Source organism: Neisseria oralis (genome assembly GCF_045062685.1).
GTDB lineage: Bacteria > Pseudomonadota > Gammaproteobacteria > Burkholderiales > Neisseriaceae > Neisseria > Neisseria oralis.
Window position 1 is genome coordinate 59475 of record NZ_JBJGEB010000002.1, and the last position, 21358, is coordinate 80832.

Below are 21358 nucleotides of genomic sequence, written 5' to 3' on the forward strand. Positions count from 1 at the left end.
AACAATTCATATAGTTATGAATATGGTTATGAGGGCTAAAAATGTTTATTAGTCGCAATTATTTAGATGATTAGTATGAACAATGCTGTTCAGCACAATTTTCTTTCTTGTAAGAATAAGGTAAGAGAATTTCAGATTTATCTTTGATTAACGAATATTGCAATGATTTTTATACTCATTATAGGTATTTCAAATATTCTATCCGTCGGTATCATTCTCTTATAACCGTCAAAACAACCTTATCTAACTAAATAATATCATTACAAACTTTATCTGCAGCTAAAACTGGGTAATGCAAAGTGTTATAGCGGAGTCGAAACGAATGTCATGTTAATGCAGATACTCGTAAATCTTTTCCGCCAATGCCTTGCTGATGCCTTCGACTTGTTCCAAATCTTCTTTGCTGGCGGCAACGACGCCGCGCAGGCCACCGAAGCGGGTGAGCAGGGCCTGGCGGCGTTTGCTGCCTACGCCGGGGATGTCGCTGAGGGAAGAGGTAACGCGGGCTTTGTCGCGTTTTTTGCGGTGGCCGGTGATGGCGAAGCGGTGTGATTCGTCGCGCACGGTTTGCAGGAGGTGCAGGGCGGGGCTGTTGGGCGGCAGGCGGAAGGTTTCGCCGGTGAACGGGAGGATGAGTTCTTCCATGCCGGCTTTGCGTTCGGGGCCTTTGGCGATGCCGACCAAGGGGATGTGCAGCCCGAGTTCTTCCCATACGGATACGGCGACGCCGATTTGTCCTTTGCCGCCGTCAATCAATACGACATCCGGCCATTTGACGGCCTCGCCGTTGGCTTCGGCTTCCTGCATTTTGCCGTAGCGGCGGGTGAGGACTTCGCGCATGGCGGCGTAGTCGTTGCCGGGTTTGGCGGTGGTGATGTTGTAGCGGCGGTATTGCGAGGGTTGGATGTTTTGTTCGTCGTACACGACGCAGGAGGCGATGGTGGCTTCGCCTTGGGTGTGGCTGATGTCGAAGCATTCGAGGCGGTTGAGGTCGTCTGAATTCATGTTCAGGATTTTTGCCAACTCGTCGATGCGGTGTTGCTGGCTGCTTTGTTGCAGGCGGCGTTGGGCAATCGCCATTTGTGCGTTTTGTTCCGCCATTTTCAGCCAGACTTTGCGTTCGCCTATGGTTTTGGTTACGAACTGCATTTGTTTGCCGTGTTCGCCCTCTAGGGCTTCTTTCAATGCGTCGGGGACGGGGAAGTTGCTGATGATGATGTCGGGTTTGCTTTTGCCCAGATAGTGTTGGGCGACGAAGGCTTCGGCGTAGTCTTGTCCGTTTGGTTCGGGATCGTTTTTAGTGTCGGGGAAGAAGCTTTTGTCGCCGACGTGCCGCCCGCCGCGTATGCTGACCCAGTGTACGCAGACGAGGCCGTCTGAAACGGCAAGTGCGAGCAGGTCGATATCGTTAGGATTGTTCGGGTTTTTGCTGTCGATGAACTGGTTGCTCTGCATGATGCCGAGTGCTTGGATTTGGTCGCGGTAGCGGGCGGCTTCTTCAAATTGCAGGTTGGCGGCGGCGGTCTGCATTTTGTGTTGCAGGGTGCGGGTCAGTTCGTCGGTTTTGCCGTTGAGGAAGGTGGCGGCTTGGCGCACGCTGTCTCGGTAGTCTTCTTCGCTGATGTGTCCGACGCAGGGCGCGGTGCAGCGTTTGATTTGGTACAGCAGGCAAGGGCGGTCGCGGTGTTCGAACACGCTGTCTTCGCAGGTGCGCAGCATGAAGACTTTTTGCAGGACTTGGATGCTGTCGCGCACGGCGTTGCTGTTGGGATAGGGGCCGAAGTATTGGTTCGGCTTTTTCAGCGTGCCGCGGTAATACGCCATCTGCGGATATTGATGTCCGCTCAGCATTAAATATGGATAGCTTTTGTCGTCGCGGAAAAGGATATTGTATTTCGGCGACAGGGCTTTGATGAAGTTGTTTTCGAGAATCAGGGCTTCGGCTTCGGAACGGGTGATGGTGGTTTCGATATGATGAACCTGTTTCACCATCAATGCAATGCGCGGGGAATGGTCGTTTTTCTGGAAATAGCCGGACACGCGCCGCTTAAGATTGACCGCTTTGCCGACGTATAAAACGTTGCCGCCTTCGTCGAAAAAACGGTATACGCCGGGCAGGTTGGGCAGGTTTTTTAAAAACAATTCCAGATTGAAATCTTGCGGCTGCGACACGGGATTCTCTTGTTATATAAGTTCTTCATGGTCTTAATACGATATCTAAAGAACTGAAGGAGTTTGTTTCTTTAGTTTATGTCTATGGCTAGGACACATGAACACATTATTAGGAAATATCGCACAACCCTTGTCTGTCCAGCCAGCGTTCAGCGTCCAGTGCGGCTTGGCAGCCTGAAGCCGCGCTGGTGATGGCTTGGCGGTAGGTGTGGTCTTTGACGTCACCCGCCGCCCATACGCCTTCGATGTTGGTTGCGCCGACGTTGTCGCCCGTACCGCCTTTGGTTTTCAGGTAGCCGGTTTCGTCCATATTGAGCTGGCCTTTGAAAATGTCGGTGTTGGGCTTATGGCCGATGGCGATGAAAACGCCTTTGACGGCGATTTCTTCAGTAGTGCCGTCGTTGCGTTTCAGGCGTGCGCCGGTTACGCCGCCTTCGTCGCCCAAGACTTCATCCAGATTGCTGTTGAGTTTGAGGATGATTTTGCCTTCTTCAACGCGCTGCATGAGTTTGTTTACCATGATTTTTTCGGCACGGAAACTGTCGCGGCGGTGAATCAGGGTAACGGTGTTGGCGATGTTGGCAAGGTAAAGGGCTTCTTCTACGGCGGTGTTGCCGCCCCCGATCACGGCTACATCTTGTTTCTTATAGAAAAATCCGTCGCAGGTGGCGCAGGCGGATACGCCTTTGCCGGCGAAGGCTTCTTCGCTGGGCAGCCCCAGATATTTGGCGGATGCGCCGGTAGCGACGATAAGGGCGTCGCAGGTGTATTCGCCCATGTCGCCTTTGAGGGTGAAGGGGCGGTTTTGCAAATCGACGGTGTGGATTTGGTCGAAAATCATTTCGGTGCCGAAGCGTTCGGCGTGGGCAAGGAAGCGCGCCATCAGTTCAGGGCCTTGTACGCCTTCGGCGTCGGCAGGCCAGTTGTCGACTTCGGTGGTAGTCATCAGTTGTCCGCCCTGTTCGACACCGGTAATGATGACGGGCTTGAGGTTGGCGCGGGCGGCATAGATGGCGGCGGTGTAGCCGGCGGGGCCTGAACCGAGGATGATGAGTTTGTGATGGTTGCTCATGATGTTTTCCTTGCTTTGAAATGTTTTCAGACGGCCTGGATTTTACTTGAAACTCAGGCCGTCTGAAATATCGGGCGTGGGCCGGCAGGCCTTGTTTCTGCCGTGTTGTTGTCTGTGAGGCCGTCTGAAAAGAGGCGGGCGAGCTTTTTCAGACGGCCTTTAAGTTTTTTATCAGCGGCGGCGGCCGAAACCTCCGCGCATGGCGGGACGGCGGTAGTTCGGCTGCATTCTGGTGGTTTGGCGGTAGTTGGGTGTGGCGGCGGCACGGTTTTGCGCGGGCAGGCTGCGGGTGTTCAACTGCTGCGTGGTTCTGCGGTTCGGACGGGCAGACTGATAATAGCTGGTGCGCGCGCGTTGTGCGATGGGGCTGTTTTGGTTGCGTGCCTGAGTGAATTTGTGGGCCAAGGCGTTGCCGATGAAGGCACCTGCCGCCGTGCCGATAAGGCTTTGCAGCAGCCAGCTTCCGCTGGATTGGTCGTAGATATATTGCTGGCCGTCGGTACCTGTTACCGGCTGGCCGTTGTTGCCGTTGGCCTGGGCTTCGGCCGGAATGGTGTCTTTGACGCCTTCGGGGGTGAGTTGGTAAACGGTATTGTCCTGCTGGCCGCCGTTTTGTTGTGCCAACTGCTGTTGTAGGGCTTCGATTTGTTTTTGCTGCTGCTCGAGTTGGGCTTGCGTGTTGTCTTTACATGCGGCTAAGGCGAGGGCGGAAAGTGCGGCAAGGGCGACGGTTTTTTTCATCTTTAATCCTGTGTGAAGTGTTTTTAAGGCCGTCTGAAACGGCGGAGCAAGCGGCTTTTCCGGCTCTTGCGCCTTTATATGGTGTGTTTTTTCCGTTTATCAAGTTTGTGTTACAGCGGCAGTGCGGGCAGTTTGGCGGCAAGGGCGAGGCTGTTGGCAATCATGCTGCCTCGTTCTTCCGCTTCGTATTCGGTCTCGACTATCAGCAGGTCGGCCGGTCTGTTCGCATGGAGGCTCATGTGCATTTCTGCGGGGGTAAACGGCAGCTTGTGCGCCCGTGCGAACGCTTGCGCGCGGCGGTTGGCGGTCTTCAGCATCGGCAGCAGGGTGATGTCGAGATGGAAGCGGCGCGCGCGCAGGACGATGATGCGGGCGGCAAACCAGTCTGCGTCGTCGGTGAAGGCGACGGGGCTGTGCGGACCGAAATCGTGGCGCATGGCGGCAATCATGACGGCGACGGCGCGGATTTGCGGCAACAGCGCTTCGCTGACGAGGTTGTCGGACCGCTCCGGCAGTGCACGGTCGTGGTTGGCACGGCTGACATTACCGTCGGTAATCATCATGCAGCGGTGGAGGCGGGCTTCTTGGGGGAGGGTTTTGCGTACGGTATTCATTTTGTCTGTTGCTTTCGTCATCATTTCAAATCTTTTCTTTTGAGTTTGATTCCGGCGGCAATCTTCAAAGTATCAAAAAAGCCGCCTGAAAATCGGGCGGCTCTTATTCGCATCTGCTTGTTTTTAGGTTTCAGACAAGCGCAAAAAAGTACCGCACGGTTGTGTGGTACCAATAAAAATAAGCAAATGGGCGAATGTTTGTCGGATTCATGATATGAAATCTAATGTGTACTTTGGTGTAGTGAGACGTAGTGTAAAACAAAAAACGGGCCGGTTTCAATGTTTTGCTCTAAAAAAACGGATTAATATTTTTCAACTTATTGAAATTGATAGAATTTATTTTAAGGTTGGAACGGTGTTTCCGGTTATGGAGGCCGTCTGAAACGTTTTCAGACGGCCTTGGCCGTTAATAGACGTCGCGCTGGTAGCGTTTATCTTCACGCATGTCATTGAGGTAGTCTTCGGCTTCGTCGCGGCTGAGTTTGCCTTGTCCGATGATGACTTCGAGCAGGGCTTCCTCAACGTCGCGCGCCATGCGGGTTGCGTCGCCGCAGACGTAAACGTGCGCGCCCTGTTGCAGCCAGTTCCAAACTTCGGCGGCGTGTTCGGCGATTTTGTGTTGGACGTACACTTTGTGTTCGCCCTGGCGGCTCCACGCCAAGTCGGCACGGGTGAGCAGGCCGTCTTTGCGGAAATCTACCCATTCGAGCTGGTAGAGGAAATCGTCGGCAAGGCGCTGGTTGCCGAAGAAAAGCCAGTTTTTGCCGCCGTCGCCGTTGGCGCTGCGTTGCTGCATGAAGGCGCGGAAAGGCGCGATACCTGTACCCGCGCCTATCATAATGACGGGGGTGTCGCCGTTTTCGGGGAGGCGGAAATGCGGGTTGGGTTCGATGAAGACACGCACTTCGCCGCCTTCTTCCAAACGTGCGCCGATATAGCCGGAGGCTGCGCCGGTGTAGGTGTTGCCGTGGTGGTCGAAGCGGACGACGCCGACGGTGAGGTGTACTTCTTCGCCGACTTCGTCCTGCGCCGAGGCAATGGAGTACAGGCGCGGGGTTTGGGCGCGGAACAGGCCGAGCAAGGTTTGCGCATCAAGCGGATGCGGATTGGCGGCCAGTACGCCCACGGGCGGGGTGGCGGCGAGATAGGCGTCCAGTTTGGCGTTGTCGACGGCAATTTTCTTGAGTTCGGCGTTGTCTGACAATTCGGCGTATTGCCGCACGAATGCGGGTGTGTTCTGCGTGATGTCGGCGGCTTCGCTCAAGGCCGTCTGAATATCGGTTTCGCCGCCGTCGGCGAGTTTGACGGCTTCGCTGCCGGACAGGTTGTTTAAATCCAGAATTTCTTTGACCAGTTCGGGGGCGTTGACGGGCCATATGCCCAACGCGTCGCCGGCTTTGTAACGGATGCCGGAACCGCTCAGGTCGATTTCGATGTGTTCGACGTCTTTTTCGGCGGTGCGCGAAGTGATTTTCTGGCGGACGGACAGGGCGGCGGTGTAGGGGCGTTCTTTGGTGTAGGACTGAACCGGCTCTCCGCCGCCGGAAACGGCGGCCGTTTGCGTCGTCGGGGCGGGAGCGGCGGATTGGGCGCACAACTCGGCCACTTTCGGTACAACGGCCGCCACCCACGCATCGGCGGCGGCTTGAAATTCTAAATCGCACAATGCCAAATCGGCCAGACGGCCGGCTCCCAGGCCGGACAGTTTGGCATCGAAATCTTTACCTGCCTGACAGAATTTCGGATAGGAGGAATCACCCAGCCCTAAAACGGCGAAAGTCAGTTTGCCCAAATCGGGGGCTTTTTTGCCGGATAGGAATTTGTACAGCGGCAGTGCTTCTTCCGGCGGCTCGCCTTCGCCCTGTGTGGACGTAACCAGTAAAACGATGTCTTCATCCGGCAGCGTTTTGCTTTTGAAATCGCCCGCTCCAGTCAGGCGGGCCTCTACGCCCGCGGCTTTCAATCCGGCATGAAGCTGTTCTGCCACGCGGCGGGCGTTGCCTGTTTGCGACGCGGATAAAACGGTAACGCGGCGGGCGGCAGGTGCGGGCCGGACGGCGGAAACTTCGGGCAGGGGCGCGGCGGCCCCTTGGCTTTGCGCCCAGCAATAGCCAGACAGCCATGCAAGCTGGGTGGGGGAGAGGGCGGACAGTTGTGCTGAAAGCTCGGCGGGAAGCGGATTGGCTTGGTTCATGTTGTTCCTTTGCGGGCGGCTTTGGCGGGCCGGTTTTATTTCGTGCGGCAATCGGCCGGCGATTCGTAATGGGCGTTACTTTATAGAGGCCGTCTGAAAAAAGGAAAGAATGGTTTGTTTTAATTTAATGCGATTTCGTTATATTACGGGGCTTGAAGGGGGAGAGGCCGTCTGAAAAGCGGCGGCGCGGCCGTACAAAATTTACTGAAACGGTTTTTGTAATTAAATTTGATAATAATGATTAGTTTCATTACAATTCGCGTTTGTTTGTGTAATTGTTCTATTAATTAACCGCCACACAGAGGAAATAAACGATGAATACCCGTCAACCGACAAAATTCCATTACAGCGCGCTGGTACTGGCGCTGGCGGCCGTTTTCGCCCATGCCGAAAACAAACAGCCGGCTGCTTTGACCGAACTGGACGAAGTAAAAGTAACTGCCACCGCCGTGCCGACCCGCGTTACCCGCAACCAGCTTGACCGCGAGACTTCGACCGATTTGAAACAAGTCATGAAAGACCAAATCGGTATGGATGTCGGCGGCGGCAACGGCGTGGCGCAGTTTTACAGCATCCGCGGCGTCGGCGAAGACAAGATTAATCTGGAAGTCGATGGCACCAGCCAATCCACCAAAATCTTCCACCACCAAAGCCGCTTCCAGCTTGACCCCGCTTTGGTGAAAAGCATCAACGTCGAAAAAGGCACGGGCGCGGCGAGCGCGGGCTTGGGCGCGGTCGGCGGTACCATCCGCGTAACGACGGTTGACGCGAAAGACCTGCTGACGGACGGCAAACCTTTCGGTTTCAAACTTGGCGCGGGTTTGAGCAGCAATAAAGGCTCAACCGGCAACGCGGCGGTTTACGGCTATCAAAACGGCTTCGATGCCCTGTTTGCAGGCAACTTCCTCAACAACCGCGACTACAAAGACGGCAACGGCAATGTCAACCGCGGCAGTCGTCTGAAACAGCACAGCTACCTCGCCAAAATCGGCTACGACTTCAACGACGACCACGGCATCCGCCTGACCTACCGTCAGGAATACCAAAAAGGCAACCGCACCGACAAAGCCGAGTTCCAAAACGTTGACAGCTACGTCGGCGTGGACGGTACTTATCAAAAAGAGCAATCCTACAATCTGGAATACCGTGGCCGCAACGTCGGCTTCCTCGACAAAATCGACGCCAACGTCTTCCAAATCAACACTGACGACACCAAGCCGCCTAAAGGCGCGCCTTCCCCGAAAGCCCAAGCTTCCGGCACGGCGCAAGGCGGCGTTCCCATCGGTCAGCTTGAGTTAAGCAAAATCAAAGCGACCGGCGCGAATCTCAACCTCGCCAGCTCTTTCGGCGACGGACACATGGTGAAATACGGCGTCAACTACCGCCACGAAACCTCCGAGCCGTCCGACAAAGGCGCATGGCTGAAGATTCTCGGCCTGTATGACCGCGACAAAGAGAAGAAAGCCGAATACGGCGTGTACGCGGAAGGCATCTGGAACCTGCACCCCGTTACCCTGACCACCGGCCTGCGTTACGACCATTTCAAATACAACGCCGCCAGCAAACAAAGCGCGTCGCACGGCCAGCTCAACCCCAGCATCGGCGCGATTTGGGACATCAACGACAACTTCTCGCTCTTGGCAAACCTCAATCAAGCAAGCCGTGCGCCCCGCCTGAACGAAGCCCTGTTGGCTAACGAACGCGCAGGCGCCGCCGCCGATTTGGACAGCAACCTCAAAGCCGAAACCGCCCGCCGCGCCGAACTGGGCTTCAAATGGCGCAACGATAACTTCAACGTCAGCGGCAGCGTGTTCCACCAACGCATCAAAGACCTCATCGTCTACCGTTGGGCAAAAATCAACAACAACACTGCCTCCATCACCGAACGCGGCAAGATTTACAACGGCGGCACGCTCAAAACCTACGGCTACGAACTTGACGCATCCTACCGCTGGGGCGGCCTGACCGCGCGCGCCGGCGTGTCCTACGTCAAACCCCGTCTGAACGGCGAAATGTACTACGGCGAAAGCCCGATTCAAGCAGAAGACCACGAAAGCTCGTTCACCTTCTGGAACACCGGCCGCCAATGGCTGACCGGCCTGTCTTATCAGTTTGAAAATCCCAAACTCGAAATCGGCTGGCGCGGCCGCTACGCCCAAAGCGTGAAATACACCGACGTCGCCCGCGGACAAGGCACGATACACGGCAAGAAAGCCGGTTACGGCGTACACGACATCTACGCCAACTGGCAGCCGCTGAAAAAAGACAACCTGAACGTCAACTTTGCCGTCAACAACATCGGCAACAAGCAATACCGTTCACACAGCCAACGCTTCCCCGACGGCAACGGACGCACTCCCTTCTACGAACGCGGCCGCGAGTTTGCCTTGGGCGTGAATTACCGCTTCTGACGTTAAACACGTTGTAGGAAAAATCAACAGGCCGTCTGAAACTTGGTTTTTAGACGGCCTGTTCCTATGATTATTAAGACAAACGCGTCAATCAGACGACCTTTTATCTTTCTTCCCGGCTCCCTTTCCCCGAAAATAAACCGCAACCGTGCACAAGGCTGCGCCTGCGCTCAGGCAGCCGAACCAGCTTGTGCTGGCGGCGGCGGGATGGGGCGAAGCGAGTGCGGAGACAAGGGCGGCGGCGAGGAGGGTTGCGCCGGCAAGGCGCAGGCGGGCGGGGTGTTGGACGGGGCGTCCGAGCATGGTTTTGGCGTGGGGCGTTTGCGAGAGCATGAGGCAGAAAAAGCCGCCGAAGCAGAGGGAAAACATCAGGAAATACAGCATGGTTATTGCGCCTTTTCGATGCGGCGGGCGATGAGGAAGAATATTGCCGCAAATGTCAGGAAACACAGTTCCACCGTCCAATAGAGCGTGTCCCCCGACCGAATCGACAGCCAGAGAGGCCGTCCGACATAAATATCCAAGAGAGGGATCAGGGTGCACAGTGCGGCGGCGGCGTAAAACAGGCCGCGCCATTTGATATACGCGGGGTAGGGGAAGAAGGCGGCAACCGCAGCGGCGGCCCAGACGGTAAAGAGGCTTTGCGCTTCCCAAATTTCACGCCCGTCCCAGTCTGCGGGCAGCAGGCGGTTGGTGCAGAAAAAGGCGGCGCAGGCGAGTGGGAAGCCGGCGAACACGGTGATATTGATGCGCTCCGCCCACGCAATCCCGCACAGGGGCGGCTGTTTGCGATTGCGCCGTTTCATCGGCCACATTACCGCACCTGTCGCAATCATGCCGCAACCCGCCATGCCGCTGAAGAAATAAAGCCAGAGCGTCGGATAGTCGGCAAAGCCCGCCGTATGTAGGCTGTAGAGCGAAGAGTAGACCTGTTCGAAGCCACCGTAGGCATCTTTGCGGTACACCTGCGCCCCGTCACTCAAACGTACCGCCACCGACAAATCAGGGTTCGAGCCGACGCTTCTTTTGTCGAAATAATCCGCCGACAACACCGCTTCTTTGCGGTCGGGGTCGGTGATGGTCAAGTTGATTTCCGCGTCCGTCCCATTTGGGCGCAACTTTTGCACCGTCGGATACCAATCCGCCATCTTCCGCTGCTCTCCCGCGTTTTCAGACGACCTCGGCACATAGGCGGAGCGCGCCTCGAATTCTTCATCCGACAATTCCGCCGCCGTTTGACTGTAGGTCATTACCGTATGCGAAGTCAGCAAGAGGCCGCTGTAAACAATCATCACATGAAACGGCAGCGGCAGCACGCCCAGCAGGTTGTGCGCGTCCAGCCAGCTTCTGAGCTTTTTGCCTGCGCGGAAAGTGAAAAACTCCGCCAAAATCTTTTTATGCACAATCACGCCGCTGATTACCGCCGCCAGCGCGACCACCGCGGCCGCAGCCGTCAGCCAGTAACCGCCGTATTCCGCCGCCGCGAGGTTGCTGTGGATGGAAACCAGATAACCCGCCCCCGCCGTTTCGCGCGGTTTGGACTGCGGCGCGTTAGGATAAGGGCTGATTGTGGTATAGGACGCCTCTTCGGCCCCGCGCTCCGTCCAGCCCAAATCTAGGTACGGCGAACGTTCGGTCGGCAGTGAAACCGACCATTCTGCCGCATTCGGCGCATGGCGGCGCAGATAGTCCAGGGCGGTCGCCAGCGAAACCCGTTCGTTCGGCAGGCCGTCTGAAAACGGCAGCTCCGGCTGCATCCATACATCCAGTTCGGCACGGAAAAACGCAATGCTTCCCGCAAGGAATATCACGAACAAAATCCACGAACAGACCAGCCCCGTCCATGTGTGGATTTCCGCCATTACCTTGCGCAGCCCTGCCTCCTTAGCCATGCGCCAGCCCCCCTGCCGCCGAAAGCAGCAACACCGACAGCGACAGCACGCAAAACACCGTTCGCAGCCGCCGCGCCGCCAACGCCCACAGAAATACCAGCGGCAGCAGCGTGATACCTAGGAAGGTGCCGCCGTAAACGGCATTGTTCGACCCGCCCGCATAAAGCGGAACCGTACCCGCCGCCAGCGCGGATACCCAGTAGCTTCCGGCCGAAGCCAGCACAATCCGCGCCGCGATGTGCAGCGGACGTGGCAGGATGGGACTCATATGGTTTTCCTTGGGATATTTGTTACTTTTATTCGATTGGGTGTTTTTCAGACGACCTTTAGAAATGACAGGTTTCAGACAGCCTTTGCAGAGTACGGCAACCTCACGACCGTCATTCCCGTGAAAACGGGAATCCAGTCCTCTGGAGTTTCAGGAATCTCTAAAAATCGCCGAATCCCAAAGATTCCTAGATTTCCGCCTGCGCGGGAATGACGGATTATATAGTGGATTAACTTTAAACCAGTACGGCGTTGCCTCGCCTTGCCGTACTATCTGTACTGTCTGCGGCTTCGTCGCCTTGTCCTGATTTAAATTTAATCCACTATAGGTTTCAGACGACCTTCAAGAATTACAGCAACCCCAAACCCCGTCAAAACTTATACCTAAGCGTCCCCGACAAACTCCTCGGCTGGCCGTAGTCGTGGTACGCCGTGTCCGTGCGGTAGCGTTTGTCGAACACGTTGTCGAAGTTTAGTGTCAGGTTGGCGTTTTTGGAAATGTCGTACTGCGCGGTCAGGTCGACCACGGCGAAGGATTTTTGGCGGGAGAGGACGCGGGCGCGTTCTTTGGCTTCATCGTCGTCAAACTCGATATTGCTGAGGTCACTGTATTTGTCCACAAAGGTCTTGCCCTGCCAGCGCACGCCGCCGCCGAGGGTCCAACGGGTTTTGGGCAGGCGGTAGGTGGTGAAGAGTTTGAAGCTGTGGCGCGGGTCGTATTGGCTGTTGGGCCGGTTGCCGTTTTCTTCGCGGGTCAGGTGCGACTGCACGCCCGCGCTGATGTCCCAGCCTTCGGCGGGCGAGCCGCTGATTTCGGCTTCCCAGCCGTGGGCTTTGGTATTCGCTGCGCGGTAGTAGGTGTCGTCGTTGTCAAATTTGCCCGCTTCGACGGCGACGTTGCGCCGTTTGGATTGGAACACCGACAACGAGGCGTTCAGACGGCCTTCGAGCCATTCGCCTTTCAGTCCAGCCTCGACGGTGCGGCCGGTAATCGGATCGATGGGGTGGCGGTTGATGTCTGTTTCGCTGTTTTCGTGCGGCATAAACAGGCGGCTATAGGAGGCGTAGGCGGAGAGGTTGTCGGTGAGGTCGTAGGTGATGCCGGCGTAGGGGGCGAAGCGGCCTTCTTTGGCTTCCGTATTCGGGCTGCCGCCAACCGGTATGGCTTGGTAATGGTAGCGGGCGTAGTTGGCGCCCAAAAGCAGCGAGAGTTTGTCGGTGGCGTGCAGGCGGGTGGCGGCATAGCCGCTGATTTGGCGTGTTGCGATGGTGTCTCCCTCCCATTTCCAGTCGTTGACGGAAGCGATGGAGGGATAATCGCGGCGGCGTATGAAATCGTAGATGTCGTCTATGGAATAGTTGCCTTCAGGGTTTGCCCAGGCGCGTTTGTTCCGCGTGCGATAGCCGCCGATGCCGAATACGGCTTCGTGTTTGCGCCCCCATAAATCGTATTGCCCGTTGAGCTTGAAGCTGAAGGCATGGCTGACGATATTGTCGGCCATTTTATAAAAATTGGCTCTGGCCGAGCTGTCGTCGTGCCTGAGATAGCTGTATGGGGCGTCACCCATGCCGGGATTGAAGGTTTTCTCACGGTTGTAGCGGTATTCCAGCTTGGCTTTCCAGTTGTTTTCAAAGCGGTGTTCCAGTCCGGTAAAGAGTTCCGTCGCGCGTTCCCTATAGCTGCTGCCTTTGATTTTGTTGTTGTCACGGATGCCGAAGCGGGTGGGGTAGCCTGCGCTGTCGTAAACGGGCAGGTCCCCGCCGTAAAATTCTTTTTCGCGCGCGCGCTGGTGGTTGATGCCGGCGTAGGCGGTGGTTTGCGGCGAGAAATCGTATTCGGCAATGCCGTAAACCATGTCGGAGCGGTCGCGTGAACCCTCGGTCCAATGCCGCCCGCCCTCGGCGTTGACCACGGCGCGACCGCGCAGGCTGCCGCTTGGGTTGAGCGGCCCGGACACATCGGCCTCGGCATTCCAACGCCGCCATCTGCCGATGCCGACGGAAATTTCAGCCTGCCGCTCTTTGGTCGGACGCTTGCGTACCAGGTTCACCGTCGCGCTCGGGTCGCCCACGCTGCCCTGCAAGGCGGAAGTGCCGCGCACGACTTCCACCCGCTCGTACGCGCCCGAGTTCAGCAGTTGGTTGCCGTCGATTTCGGTGGTCATGCCGTCTATCTGGTAATCGTTGACCGCCTCGCCGCGCGCATACATGTTGGTTACCGCATAGCGCGAACTTGCCGGATTGCCGCTGATACCGTTGACCCATGAGAGCGCGTCGTAAACGCTGCGCTTGCCTTGGTCCTTCATCTGTTTGTCGGTTACCACGCTCACGCTCTGCGGCACCTCGCGCAGCGTCAGCGGCATCCCCGTCGCGGCGTAAGTGCCCGAAGTGGTATAGCCCTTGTTCAACGACTTCTGCCGCTTACCGCGCACGGTAACAGTGGAAAGGGTGACTGCTGCCGGTTCGGCATCGGCGGGAACGTATGCGTCCGCCGCCTGCGTGCAGACAGGCAGGATAAGTAACAGCGGCGCGCTCAAATGGTAAAACTTCATTGCTACAAATTCTCCTTTTCAAGTTCAAACAATAGATTGATAGGATTGATAATAATTTTTGTATAAAATTTGGTAATTTTGTTTCATTTTGTCCTTTGTAAAAGACAGAATGAAGAAATGCCGTTCGGGCAAAATGCCATGATACGGGGAGCGAAGGCGGAAGCGCGGAATGAAAAGGAGTTTGTAAAAGTTTGGAAAGTGCAGATTTGCAGGATAACGGCGGAGTGCGAAGGGGGAGGCAACAGGTTTTGGACGACCTTTTGGAAATTGCGGCAACTTTACATTCCGTCATTCCCGTGAAAACGGGAATCCAGACCTTTTATTTTCAGGAATTTTTGGAAAATTGCCGCAGCCCAAAGGTTTCCTGGATTCCCGCCGCAGCCTGTCTTCGCGTAGGCGGGGGCGGGAATGACGAATCATAAGTTTCAGACGGCCTCTCAAGGAACAACGATAAAAAACAGCCTGCAATATTAAGCAATGTGGGCTCGGGATAAAGCAGTTGATAAAAAGACAGATTCCGCCGAGGTATCGGCTATCCTGCTCCCTCCCCTGCGGGGGAGGGTCGGGGAGAGGGGAAAACGGTGAGGATAAAAAACGGTTCCAACTGCCAAACCAAGCCCTCTACCACGGGAAAGGGAATGATGCGCCGTTCAGCGTTCGGATGCTTCTTCGTCCAGCGATTTGAGCCACGCCAGCTTCTCGCCGATTTTAATTTCCAGCCCGCGCGGGACGGGTTGGTAGAAATCAGGTTCGTCCAAGCCGTCGGGCATATAGCTTTCGCCGGCGGCGTAGGCGTTTGGTTCGTCGTGAGCGTAGCGGTATTCGCGTCCGTAGCCTAATTCCTTCATCAATTTGGTCGGGGCGTTGCGCAGGTGGACGGGTACTTCGTCGCTGGCGTTTTCTTTGACGAAGCGGCGCATTTGGTTGTATGCCTTGTAGCCCGCGTTGGATTTGGCGGCGGCGGCAAGGTACAGCACGGCTTGCGCCAGCGCGAGTTCGCCTTCGGGCGAGCCTAAGCGTTCGAAGGTGGCGGCAGCGTCGTTGGCGATTTGGAAAGCACGCGGGTCGGCAAGCCCGATGTCCTCCCACGCCATGCGCACGATGCGGCGGGCGAGGTAGCGCGGGTCGGTGCCGCCGTCGAGCATACGGCAGAACCAATACAGCGCGGCATTCGGATGCGAGCCACGCACGGATTTGTGCAGGGCGGAGATTTGGTTGTAGAAACTCTCGCCGCCTTTGTCGAAACGGCGGATTTGCGCCCCGAGACTGTCGGCGAGAAATTCGGCGGTTAAGGTTTTCAGACGACGTGTGTCGGCGGCGCGTAAAAGTTGTTCCAACAGATTCAACAATCTGCGCGCATCGCCGTCGGCGGTATTGACGAGCAGCTCTTGCGCATCGGCTTCAATCGTGAAATCCCGGTATTCGGGCAAGGCCAATACTTTGGCAATCAGCTTTTTGAGGTCGTCTGAAGACAAAGATTGCAAAACATACACCTGCGCGCGGCTCAACAGCGCGGGATTGACTTCAAACGACGGATTTTCCGTAGTCGCACCGATAAAGGTCAGCAAACCGCTTTCGACATGGGGCAAAAACGCGTCCTGCTGCGCCTTGTTGAAGCGGTGGACTTCATCGACAAACAAAATTGTCGCGCGTCCCTGTTGCAAGGCGATTTCGGCTTTATCGATTGCCTCGCGTATGTCCTTCACGCCGGAAAATACGGCGGAAACAGGCAAAAACTGGGCGTTGAAACTCTGCGCCAAAATCCGCGCCAACGTCGTCTTGCCTACTCCAGGCGGCCCCCACAGCAACATAGAATGCGGCTTTCCGCCTTCCACCGCCACACGCAGCGGCTTGCCTTCGCCGATTAAATGCTGCTGCCCGATAACGTCATCAAGCGTATGCGGGCGCAGGCGTTCGGCAAGCGGTGCATCGGGTTGGCGGGTGAAGAGGTCGGACATGGCAGTTTCCGTGGGATGGGTTTTCAGACGGCCTCATTATACCGCAAGCGTTCGCACGACCTAAGGCTTTGCGGTATAATCGTCCGGACTGCAAGCGTTTCAGACGGCCTTTCTCCGAATCGGGCGGTGAGGCCGTCTGAAAACTTTTATTCTTTTAAAACTTGAAACTGAACCCAACGGAAGAACGGTAAAATGAACTACATCAGCACCCGCGGCAAAACCGCGCCCAAACCTTTCAGCGAAGTTTTATTGATGGGTCTTGCACCCGACGGCGGCCTGATGTTGCCGGAATCTTATCCGCAAATCAGCCGCGAAACTTTGGACGAATGGCGCAATCTTAGTTATCCCGAACTGGCGTTTGAAATCATGAGCCTGTTCGTTACCGACATTCCGGCGGACGATTTGCGCGGCATCGTTGAGCGTACTTATACCGAGGCCGTGTTCAACAGCAAAGAAATCACGCCCGTGCGTACGCTTTCAGACGGCCTCAAAATCCAAGCCCTGTCCAACGGCCCGACGCTGGCGTTTAAAGATATGGCGATGCAGTTTTTGGGCAACGCGTTCGAATATGTGCTGGACAAGGAAGGCCGGCAGCTCAATATCTTGGGCGCGACCAGCGGCGACACCGGCTCCGCCGCAGAATACGCATTGCGCGGCAAAAAAGGCGTCAACGTCTTCATGCTCTCGCCCGAAGGCAAAATGAGCGCGTTCCAGCGGGCGCAAATGTACAGCCTGCAAGATGCCAATATCCACAACATCGCCGTAAAAGGCATGTTTGACGATTGTCAGGATATTGTAAAAGCCGTACAAAACGATGCCGGATTTAAAGCAACTTATCATATCGGCACGGTAAACTCTATCAACTGGGGACGCATCGTCGCCCAAGTGGTTTACTACTTCGCCGGCTATTTCAAAGCCACGCAGAGCAACGGCGAAAAAGTCAGCTTCTGCGTACCCAGCGGCAATTTCGGCAATATCTGCGCCGGACACATCGCCAAGCAAATGGGATTGCCGATAGGACGCCTGATTGCCGCCACCAACGAAAACGACGTATTGGACGAGTTTTTCAAAACGGGCCGCTACCTGCCGCGCAGCGCCGCGCAGACGCACGTTACTTCCAGCCCGTCGATGGACATTTCGAAAGCATCGAATTTTGAACGTTTTGTTTTTGATCTGGTCGAACGCGATACGGACAAAGTAAACGCCCTGTGGTCCGATGTTGCTTCGGGCAAAGGCTTCGACTTGTCCGACTTGCTCGGCACCGTGCGCGGCAAATACGGTTTCGTTTCCGGCAAAAGCCTGCACAGCGACCGTTTGGCTACCATCAAACGGGTTTACGAACAGGACGGCCAGTTAATCGACCCCCACACTGCCGACGGCGTGAAAGTTGCCCGCGAGTTGCGCGAAACGGGTGAAACCGTGGTTTGTTTGGAAACCGCGTTGGCTGTTAAGTTCGAAGCAACGATACACGAAGCCGTGGGTGATGTGGCCGTGCCGCGTCCGGCGGGTTTGGACGGTTTGGAAAGTCTGCCGCAGCGTGTGGAAGTGGTGGCGAACGATGCCGAACTCGTGAAAAACATTATCGAAAAAGCTGTTAGCGTTTGATATTACGGTAGTATTCCGGATAAAAATACCCGCCTGCGCCGTTTCCCCGCTTGCAGGCGGGTTTTCTTTTTTAACAAGACAATGAACATAATATGAATACGACAAACCAAGCACTGGGAGTACCGGATTTCTCCGGTTGTTTGGCTGCATTCGCAGCAAAACAAAAGGCCAATATTGCCTGCTACGAACTTTCAGACGGCCTCGTAGTATGGATACGCAAGGCCGGCGCGCGCAATCCGGCATGGCGTTACGCATTATTGGGGATGATAACCAAACCGCTGCGGTTGGGTGTGTTGAAGCCGGTACCGAATCTGGGCGGCGAAAAAGCCATCGCTGTTGAGGAAAAACGCTTGCGCGAGCTGAAGGCTGCCGGAATCTCCGTTCCCGAGGTTTTGGCACATCAGGCAGATGCACTGATGCTCAGTCATTTAGACGGCAAGCAGCTTGATACGCAAATCGAACAGGAAGCCAGAGGGAAACACCTCACCACTTGGAATGCCGGATTGAACGCCATCGGCGAAGTACACAGAAAAGGCCAGTTCCTCAGTCAGGCGTTTGCGCGCAACATCATGATTTCGGGGAAAGATATCAGTTTTTTGGACTTTGAAGACGATCCGTCGGAAGTATTGACCCTTGCCGAATGCCAGAGCCGCGACTGGCTCTGTTACCTGCATTCGACCGCGCTGATGCTGAAGAAGTACGGCCTGCTCGAACAGGCGGCAGCCTTGTGGCACGACAAACTGCTGATACAGCCGGATGAAATACAGTATCTGGTTACGCAGACCGCCAAACCGATACGCTGGATGCACAGCCTGAGCCATTCACGCTGGGGACGCGACATGCTGCGGCTGGCGGCGGTGGCGGGATTGTTTTATCTGGCGGATTTGTATTTCTAGATTGCGCCGCAGTCTTTGAGGCCGTCTGAAAACCGGAGTTTATGGTTTCAGACGGCCTTTGGTTTTTGATTGGGCACATTCGTGCCGAAAACATTGTGATGAGAAAAATTTTCGTTTAAAATCCCACGTTTGCTCTGATTTTGGATTGCTATGGCGACGACACGGACGATTTCGAACCGGCAGCTTTACATACGCCTGCTGGGCTATCTGAAAGACTACTGGAAGATTTTTGCCGCTTCAGTCGCCTCCATGCTCGTGGTCGCAGCAACCATGCCGGCTTTCGGTTATCTGCTCAAGCCTTTGATTAACGAAGGCTTTGTCGATAAAAACATGCAAAAGATGGCATGGCTGCCGTTGGCAGTTGTCGGGCTGTTCCTAGTGCGGGGCGTCTTTAATTTCTTTAATGACTATTGCACCACCTATCTTTCCGGCAGCTTGGTAGACCGCATCCGCCGCGAAATGTTTGCCAAGATGATGCGCCTGCCGTCGTCGTATTACAGCGGTAATGCCGGCGGACGGTTGGTGTCGCGGGTGCTGAACGACGCGGGGCAGATTACCGAAGCGGGATTCAACGTCATCACCGTGATTGCCAAAGACGGCGTCAGCGTCGTCGGACTGCTCGGTCTGCTGATGTACCTCAACTGGCAGTTGACGTTGATTACCTTTGCCGTGTTGCCGGTCGTTGCGGTCAGCGTGCGTACCGTCAGCAAACGGCTGCGCCGATTGTCGCAAAGCAACCAGCAGTATCTGGGACAGATGACGCAGGTGTTAAACGAAAGTATCGACGGCGCGCGTGTTATCAAAGTTTACGGCGGGCAGCCGTATGAGACCGACCGTTTCGGCAGGATTTCCACCGATGTGCGGCGCAATCTGGTCAAACAGGTAGCCGCAAGCTCGGTCGGCACGAGTTTTACGCAACTGATGGCGTCGGTGGCTTTGGCCGTCATTATTTATACCGCTGCTAGGCAGGCGGGCAGCTCCGATTTCAGCGCCGGGGATTTCATGTCCTTCCTGTCGAGCATGATTATGATGTTCGACCCGGTCAAACGTATGACCGGCGTGATGCAGTCTTTGCAGCGCGGCTTGGCGGCGGCCGACAGCGTCTTTACCTTTTTGGACGAACCGGAGGAAGACGACGGCGGTAAGGCGGTGTTGGACGCAGGTACGGGCGACATTGAATTTTCCGGCGTTTATTACCGCTATCCCGAAGCAGAACACAACAGCCTGAACGGTATCGATTTGACTGTGCCGCAGGGTAAAGTAGTCGCGCTGGTGGGCGCGTCGGGCTGCGGCAAGACCACATTGGCCAATATGTTGCCGCGTTTTTTCGATCCGTCCGAGGGAGCGGTGCGCATCGGCGGTGAAAACATCCGCAACTACACCTTGGAAAGTCTGCGCGGCCGTATCGCGCTGGTCAGTCAGGATGTGGTGCTGTTCAGCGGCACGATAGCGCAGAATATCGCCTACGGGCGGTCGGGGGATGCGTCCGAAGACGAAATCATCCGCGCTGCCCAAGCCGCGAATGCGTGGAATTTCATTCAAGCCATGCCGCAGGGCTTGCAGACCGAAATCGGCGAAAACGGCCTGAAACTTTCCGGCGGGCAGCGGCAGCGTATCGCCATTGCCCGCGCGCTGCTGAGAAACGCGCCGATTCTGATTCTGGATGAGGCCACCAGCGCGCTGGACAACGAATCCGAGCGGCTGGTTCAGGCGGCATTGGAAAACCTGATGCAGAACCGCACCACCATCGTCATTGCCCACCGGCTCTCCACCATCGAAAAAGCCGACAATATCGTGGTCATGCACGAAGGCCGCATCGTAGAGCAGGGCACGCACGGCGAACTGTTGGCCAAAGGAGGGCGCTACGCCGATTTGCACAGCCTGCAATCCGGCGGAAGCCAAGAACCTGCATAGCGAGGCGGGTACACGGTCAAGTTCAAGTTATAGACACGATTTTCAACAACGGCCGCCGTTTTCAGACGGCCTCATCGATTAAACAGGAAACTTCAAATGGCAGCATTCAATACCGAAAAAGTATTGTCCGTACATCACTGGACAGACGCCTACTTCACTTTCACCTGCACCCGCGACGAATCGTTGCGCTTTGAAAACGGCCAGTTCGTTATGGTCGGACTGATGGTGGACGGCAAACCGCTGATGCGCGCATACAGCGTCGCCTCGGCCAATTGGGAAGAGCATCTGGAATTTTTCAGTATCAAAGTGCAGGACGGCCCGCTGACCAGCCGCCTCCAGCATCTAAAAGTCGGCGATGAAGTGTTAATCAGCAAAAAACCGACCGGTACGCTGGTGGCAGGCGACCTGAATCCCGGCAAACACCTTTATTTGTTGAGCACCGGTACCGGCATCGCCCCTTTCCTGAGCGTAACCAAAGACCCGGAGATTTACGAGCAGTTTGAAAAAATCATCTTGGTACACGGCGTACGTTATAAAAAAGATTTGGCGTACTACGACCGCTTCACCAAAGAATTGCCGGAGCACGAATACCTCGGCGATTTGGTTAAGGATAAACTGATTTACTATCCGATTGTTTCCCGCGAAGAATACGAACATCACGGCCGCCTGACCGACCTGATGGTAAGCGGCAAACTGTTCGAAGACATCGGCTTGCCCAAAATCAACCCGCAGGACGACCGCGCCATGCTGTGCGGCAGCCCGGCCATGTTGAAAGATACCCGTCAAGTGCTGAACAACTTCGGTCTGGTGGAATCACCCAAAGTCGGCGTGCGCGGCGACTTTCTGATTGAACGTGCGTTTGTCGACCAATAAGGTAACCAGTATTCGGATTAAAATCATGATGCCGTCTGAAACTTTGATTTTCAGACGGCATTGCTTTTGGATGTTTGTATATTTTATTTCAAACAGGAGGCACGGATTCGTATGAGAAGCTAAGACTATGCAAATTTCATTACTGACATTCTATGTGGCGAATAATATTTGGTAATTACCGTATAGCCGTATACGGA

General features: G+C 55.6%; 15 protein-coding genes and 1 pseudogene. 5 read left to right on the plus strand and 11 right to left on the minus strand.

Features of this window, described 5'->3' with window-relative positions; all coding sequences use genetic code 11:
• Window positions 1-330: 330 nt before the first annotated feature.
• The 5 genes from uvrC to ACI43T_RS02255 all read right to left on the minus strand — a co-directional run bounded on the left by uvrC (window position 331) and on the right by ACI43T_RS02255 (window position 6793).
• Window positions 331-2172: an excinuclease ABC subunit UvrC gene (gene uvrC / locus ACI43T_RS02235; protein ID WP_377080850.1), complete on the minus strand. Its 1842-nt coding sequence runs from the start codon at window positions 2170-2172 to the stop codon at window positions 331-333.
• Between the two features lie 109 nt (window positions 2173-2281).
• A complete protein-coding gene (gene trxB / locus ACI43T_RS02240; protein WP_377080853.1) occupies window positions 2282-3244 on the minus strand; it encodes a thioredoxin-disulfide reductase in 963 nt (320 codons plus the stop codon).
• A gap of 171 nt (window positions 3245-3415) precedes the next feature.
• Entirely contained in the window at window positions 3416-3985 is a 570-nt protein-coding gene (locus tag ACI43T_RS02245; protein ID WP_405385423.1) for a hypothetical protein, read from the minus strand.
• A gap of 110 nt (window positions 3986-4095) precedes the next feature.
• Window positions 4096-4599 (minus strand): hypothetical protein, encoded by a 504-nt coding sequence (locus ACI43T_RS02250; protein WP_314105876.1) that lies wholly within the window; start codon window positions 4597-4599, stop codon window positions 4096-4098.
• A gap of 406 nt (window positions 4600-5005) precedes the next feature.
• The gene (locus tag ACI43T_RS02255; protein WP_405385424.1) at window positions 5006-6793 is read right to left on the minus strand and encodes an assimilatory sulfite reductase (NADPH) flavoprotein subunit; all 1788 of its coding nucleotides are present in this window, start codon (window positions 6791-6793) and stop codon (window positions 5006-5008) included.
• A gap of 314 nt (window positions 6794-7107) precedes the next feature.
• Here ACI43T_RS02255 and ACI43T_RS02260 point away from each other — a divergent pair, with 314 nt between their 5' ends.
• Window positions 7108-9204: a TonB-dependent receptor domain-containing protein gene (locus ACI43T_RS02260; RefSeq protein WP_405385425.1), complete on the plus strand. Its 2097-nt coding sequence runs from the start codon at window positions 7108-7110 to the stop codon at window positions 9202-9204.
• Window positions 9205-9291: 87 nt separating this feature from the next.
• Here ACI43T_RS02260 and ACI43T_RS02265 read toward each other — a convergent pair whose 3' ends face one another.
• The 6 genes and pseudogenes from ACI43T_RS02265 to ACI43T_RS02290 form a co-directional block, all read right to left on the minus strand.
• Window positions 9292-9588 (minus strand): DUF3325 family protein, encoded by a 297-nt coding sequence (locus ACI43T_RS02265; protein WP_405385426.1) that lies wholly within the window; start codon window positions 9586-9588, stop codon window positions 9292-9294.
• A 2-nt stretch (window positions 9589-9590) separates the two neighbouring features.
• On the minus strand, window positions 9591-11096 hold the full coding sequence (locus ACI43T_RS02270) for a PepSY-associated TM helix domain-containing protein (RefSeq protein ID WP_405385427.1): 1506 nt from the start codon (window positions 11094-11096) through the stop codon (window positions 9591-9593).
• The gene (locus tag ACI43T_RS02275) at window positions 11089-11364 is read right to left on the minus strand and encodes a transporter (protein WP_405385428.1); all 276 of its coding nucleotides are present in this window, start codon (window positions 11362-11364) and stop codon (window positions 11089-11091) included. Before ACI43T_RS02275 ends, ACI43T_RS02270 begins: the two co-directional genes overlap by 8 nt.
• A 219-nt stretch (window positions 11365-11583) precedes the next feature.
• Window positions 11584-11703 (minus strand): annotated as a pseudogene (locus tag ACI43T_RS02280) (IS5/IS1182 family transposase); the annotation flags it as partial.
• A 31-nt stretch (window positions 11704-11734) separates the two neighbouring features.
• Entirely contained in the window at window positions 11735-13915 is a 2181-nt protein-coding gene (locus ACI43T_RS02285) for a TonB-dependent siderophore receptor (protein ID WP_405385429.1), read from the minus strand.
• A 650-nt stretch (window positions 13916-14565) separates the two neighbouring features.
• Window positions 14566-15873, minus strand: a complete 1308-nt coding sequence (locus tag ACI43T_RS02290; protein ID WP_297955062.1) for a replication-associated recombination protein A — start codon at window positions 15871-15873, stop codon at window positions 14566-14568.
• Window positions 15874-16065: 192 nt separating this feature from the next.
• Here ACI43T_RS02290 and thrC point away from each other — a divergent pair, with 192 nt between their 5' ends.
• From thrC to ACI43T_RS02310, 4 genes are all read left to right on the plus strand, one after another.
• On the plus strand, window positions 16066-17478 hold the full coding sequence (thrC, locus tag ACI43T_RS02295; protein WP_377079936.1) for a threonine synthase: 1413 nt from the start codon (window positions 16066-16068) through the stop codon (window positions 17476-17478).
• Window positions 17479-17570: 92 nt separating this feature from the next.
• Window positions 17571-18374: a BUD32 family EKC/KEOPS complex subunit gene (locus ACI43T_RS02300; RefSeq protein WP_405385430.1), complete on the plus strand. Its 804-nt coding sequence runs from the start codon at window positions 17571-17573 to the stop codon at window positions 18372-18374.
• Window positions 18375-18524: 150 nt separating this feature from the next.
• Entirely contained in the window at window positions 18525-20288 is a 1764-nt protein-coding gene (gene msbA, locus ACI43T_RS02305) for a lipid A export permease/ATP-binding protein MsbA (protein ID WP_377079932.1), read from the plus strand.
• 96 nt (window positions 20289-20384) lie between these two features.
• Window positions 20385-21161, plus strand: coding sequence for a ferredoxin--NADP reductase (locus ACI43T_RS02310; RefSeq protein ID WP_377079930.1), 777 nt, complete (start codon window positions 20385-20387; stop codon window positions 21159-21161).
• Window positions 21162-21358: the final 197 nt, after the last annotated feature.

Coding starts and splice junctions, on each gene's coding strand:
- ACI43T_RS02300 (WP_405385430.1), top strand. CDS start 17,571: ATGAATACGACAAACCAAGCACTGGGAGTACCGGATTTCTCCGGTTGT.
- ACI43T_RS02275 (WP_405385428.1), bottom strand. CDS start 11,364: ATGAGTCCCATCCTGCCACGTCCGCTGCACATCGCGGCGCGGATTGTG.
- msbA (WP_377079932.1), top strand. CDS start 18,525: ATGGCGACGACACGGACGATTTCGAACCGGCAGCTTTACATACGCCTG.
- ACI43T_RS02270 (WP_405385427.1), bottom strand. CDS start 11,096: ATGGCTAAGGAGGCAGGGCTGCGCAAGGTAATGGCGGAAATCCACACA.
- ACI43T_RS02310 (WP_377079930.1), top strand. CDS start 20,385: ATGGCAGCATTCAATACCGAAAAAGTATTGTCCGTACATCACTGGACA.
- ACI43T_RS02290 (WP_297955062.1), bottom strand. CDS start 15,873: ATGTCCGACCTCTTCACCCGCCAACCCGATGCACCGCTTGCCGAACGC.
- ACI43T_RS02265 (WP_405385426.1), bottom strand. CDS start 9,588: ATGCTGTATTTCCTGATGTTTTCCCTCTGCTTCGGCGGCTTTTTCTGC.
- ACI43T_RS02255 (WP_405385424.1), bottom strand. CDS start 6,793: ATGAACCAAGCCAATCCGCTTCCCGCCGAGCTTTCAGCACAACTGTCC.
- ACI43T_RS02245 (WP_405385423.1), bottom strand. CDS start 3,985: ATGAAAAAAACCGTCGCCCTTGCCGCACTTTCCGCCCTCGCCTTAGCC.
- ACI43T_RS02285 (WP_405385429.1), bottom strand. CDS start 13,915: ATGAAGTTTTACCATTTGAGCGCGCCGCTGTTACTTATCCTGCCTGTC.
- ACI43T_RS02260 (WP_405385425.1), top strand. CDS start 7,108: ATGAATACCCGTCAACCGACAAAATTCCATTACAGCGCGCTGGTACTG.
- trxB (WP_377080853.1), bottom strand. CDS start 3,244: ATGAGCAACCATCACAAACTCATCATCCTCGGTTCAGGCCCCGCCGGC.
- ACI43T_RS02250 (WP_314105876.1), bottom strand. CDS start 4,599: ATGAATACCGTACGCAAAACCCTCCCCCAAGAAGCCCGCCTCCACCGC.
- thrC (WP_377079936.1), top strand. CDS start 16,066: ATGAACTACATCAGCACCCGCGGCAAAACCGCGCCCAAACCTTTCAGC.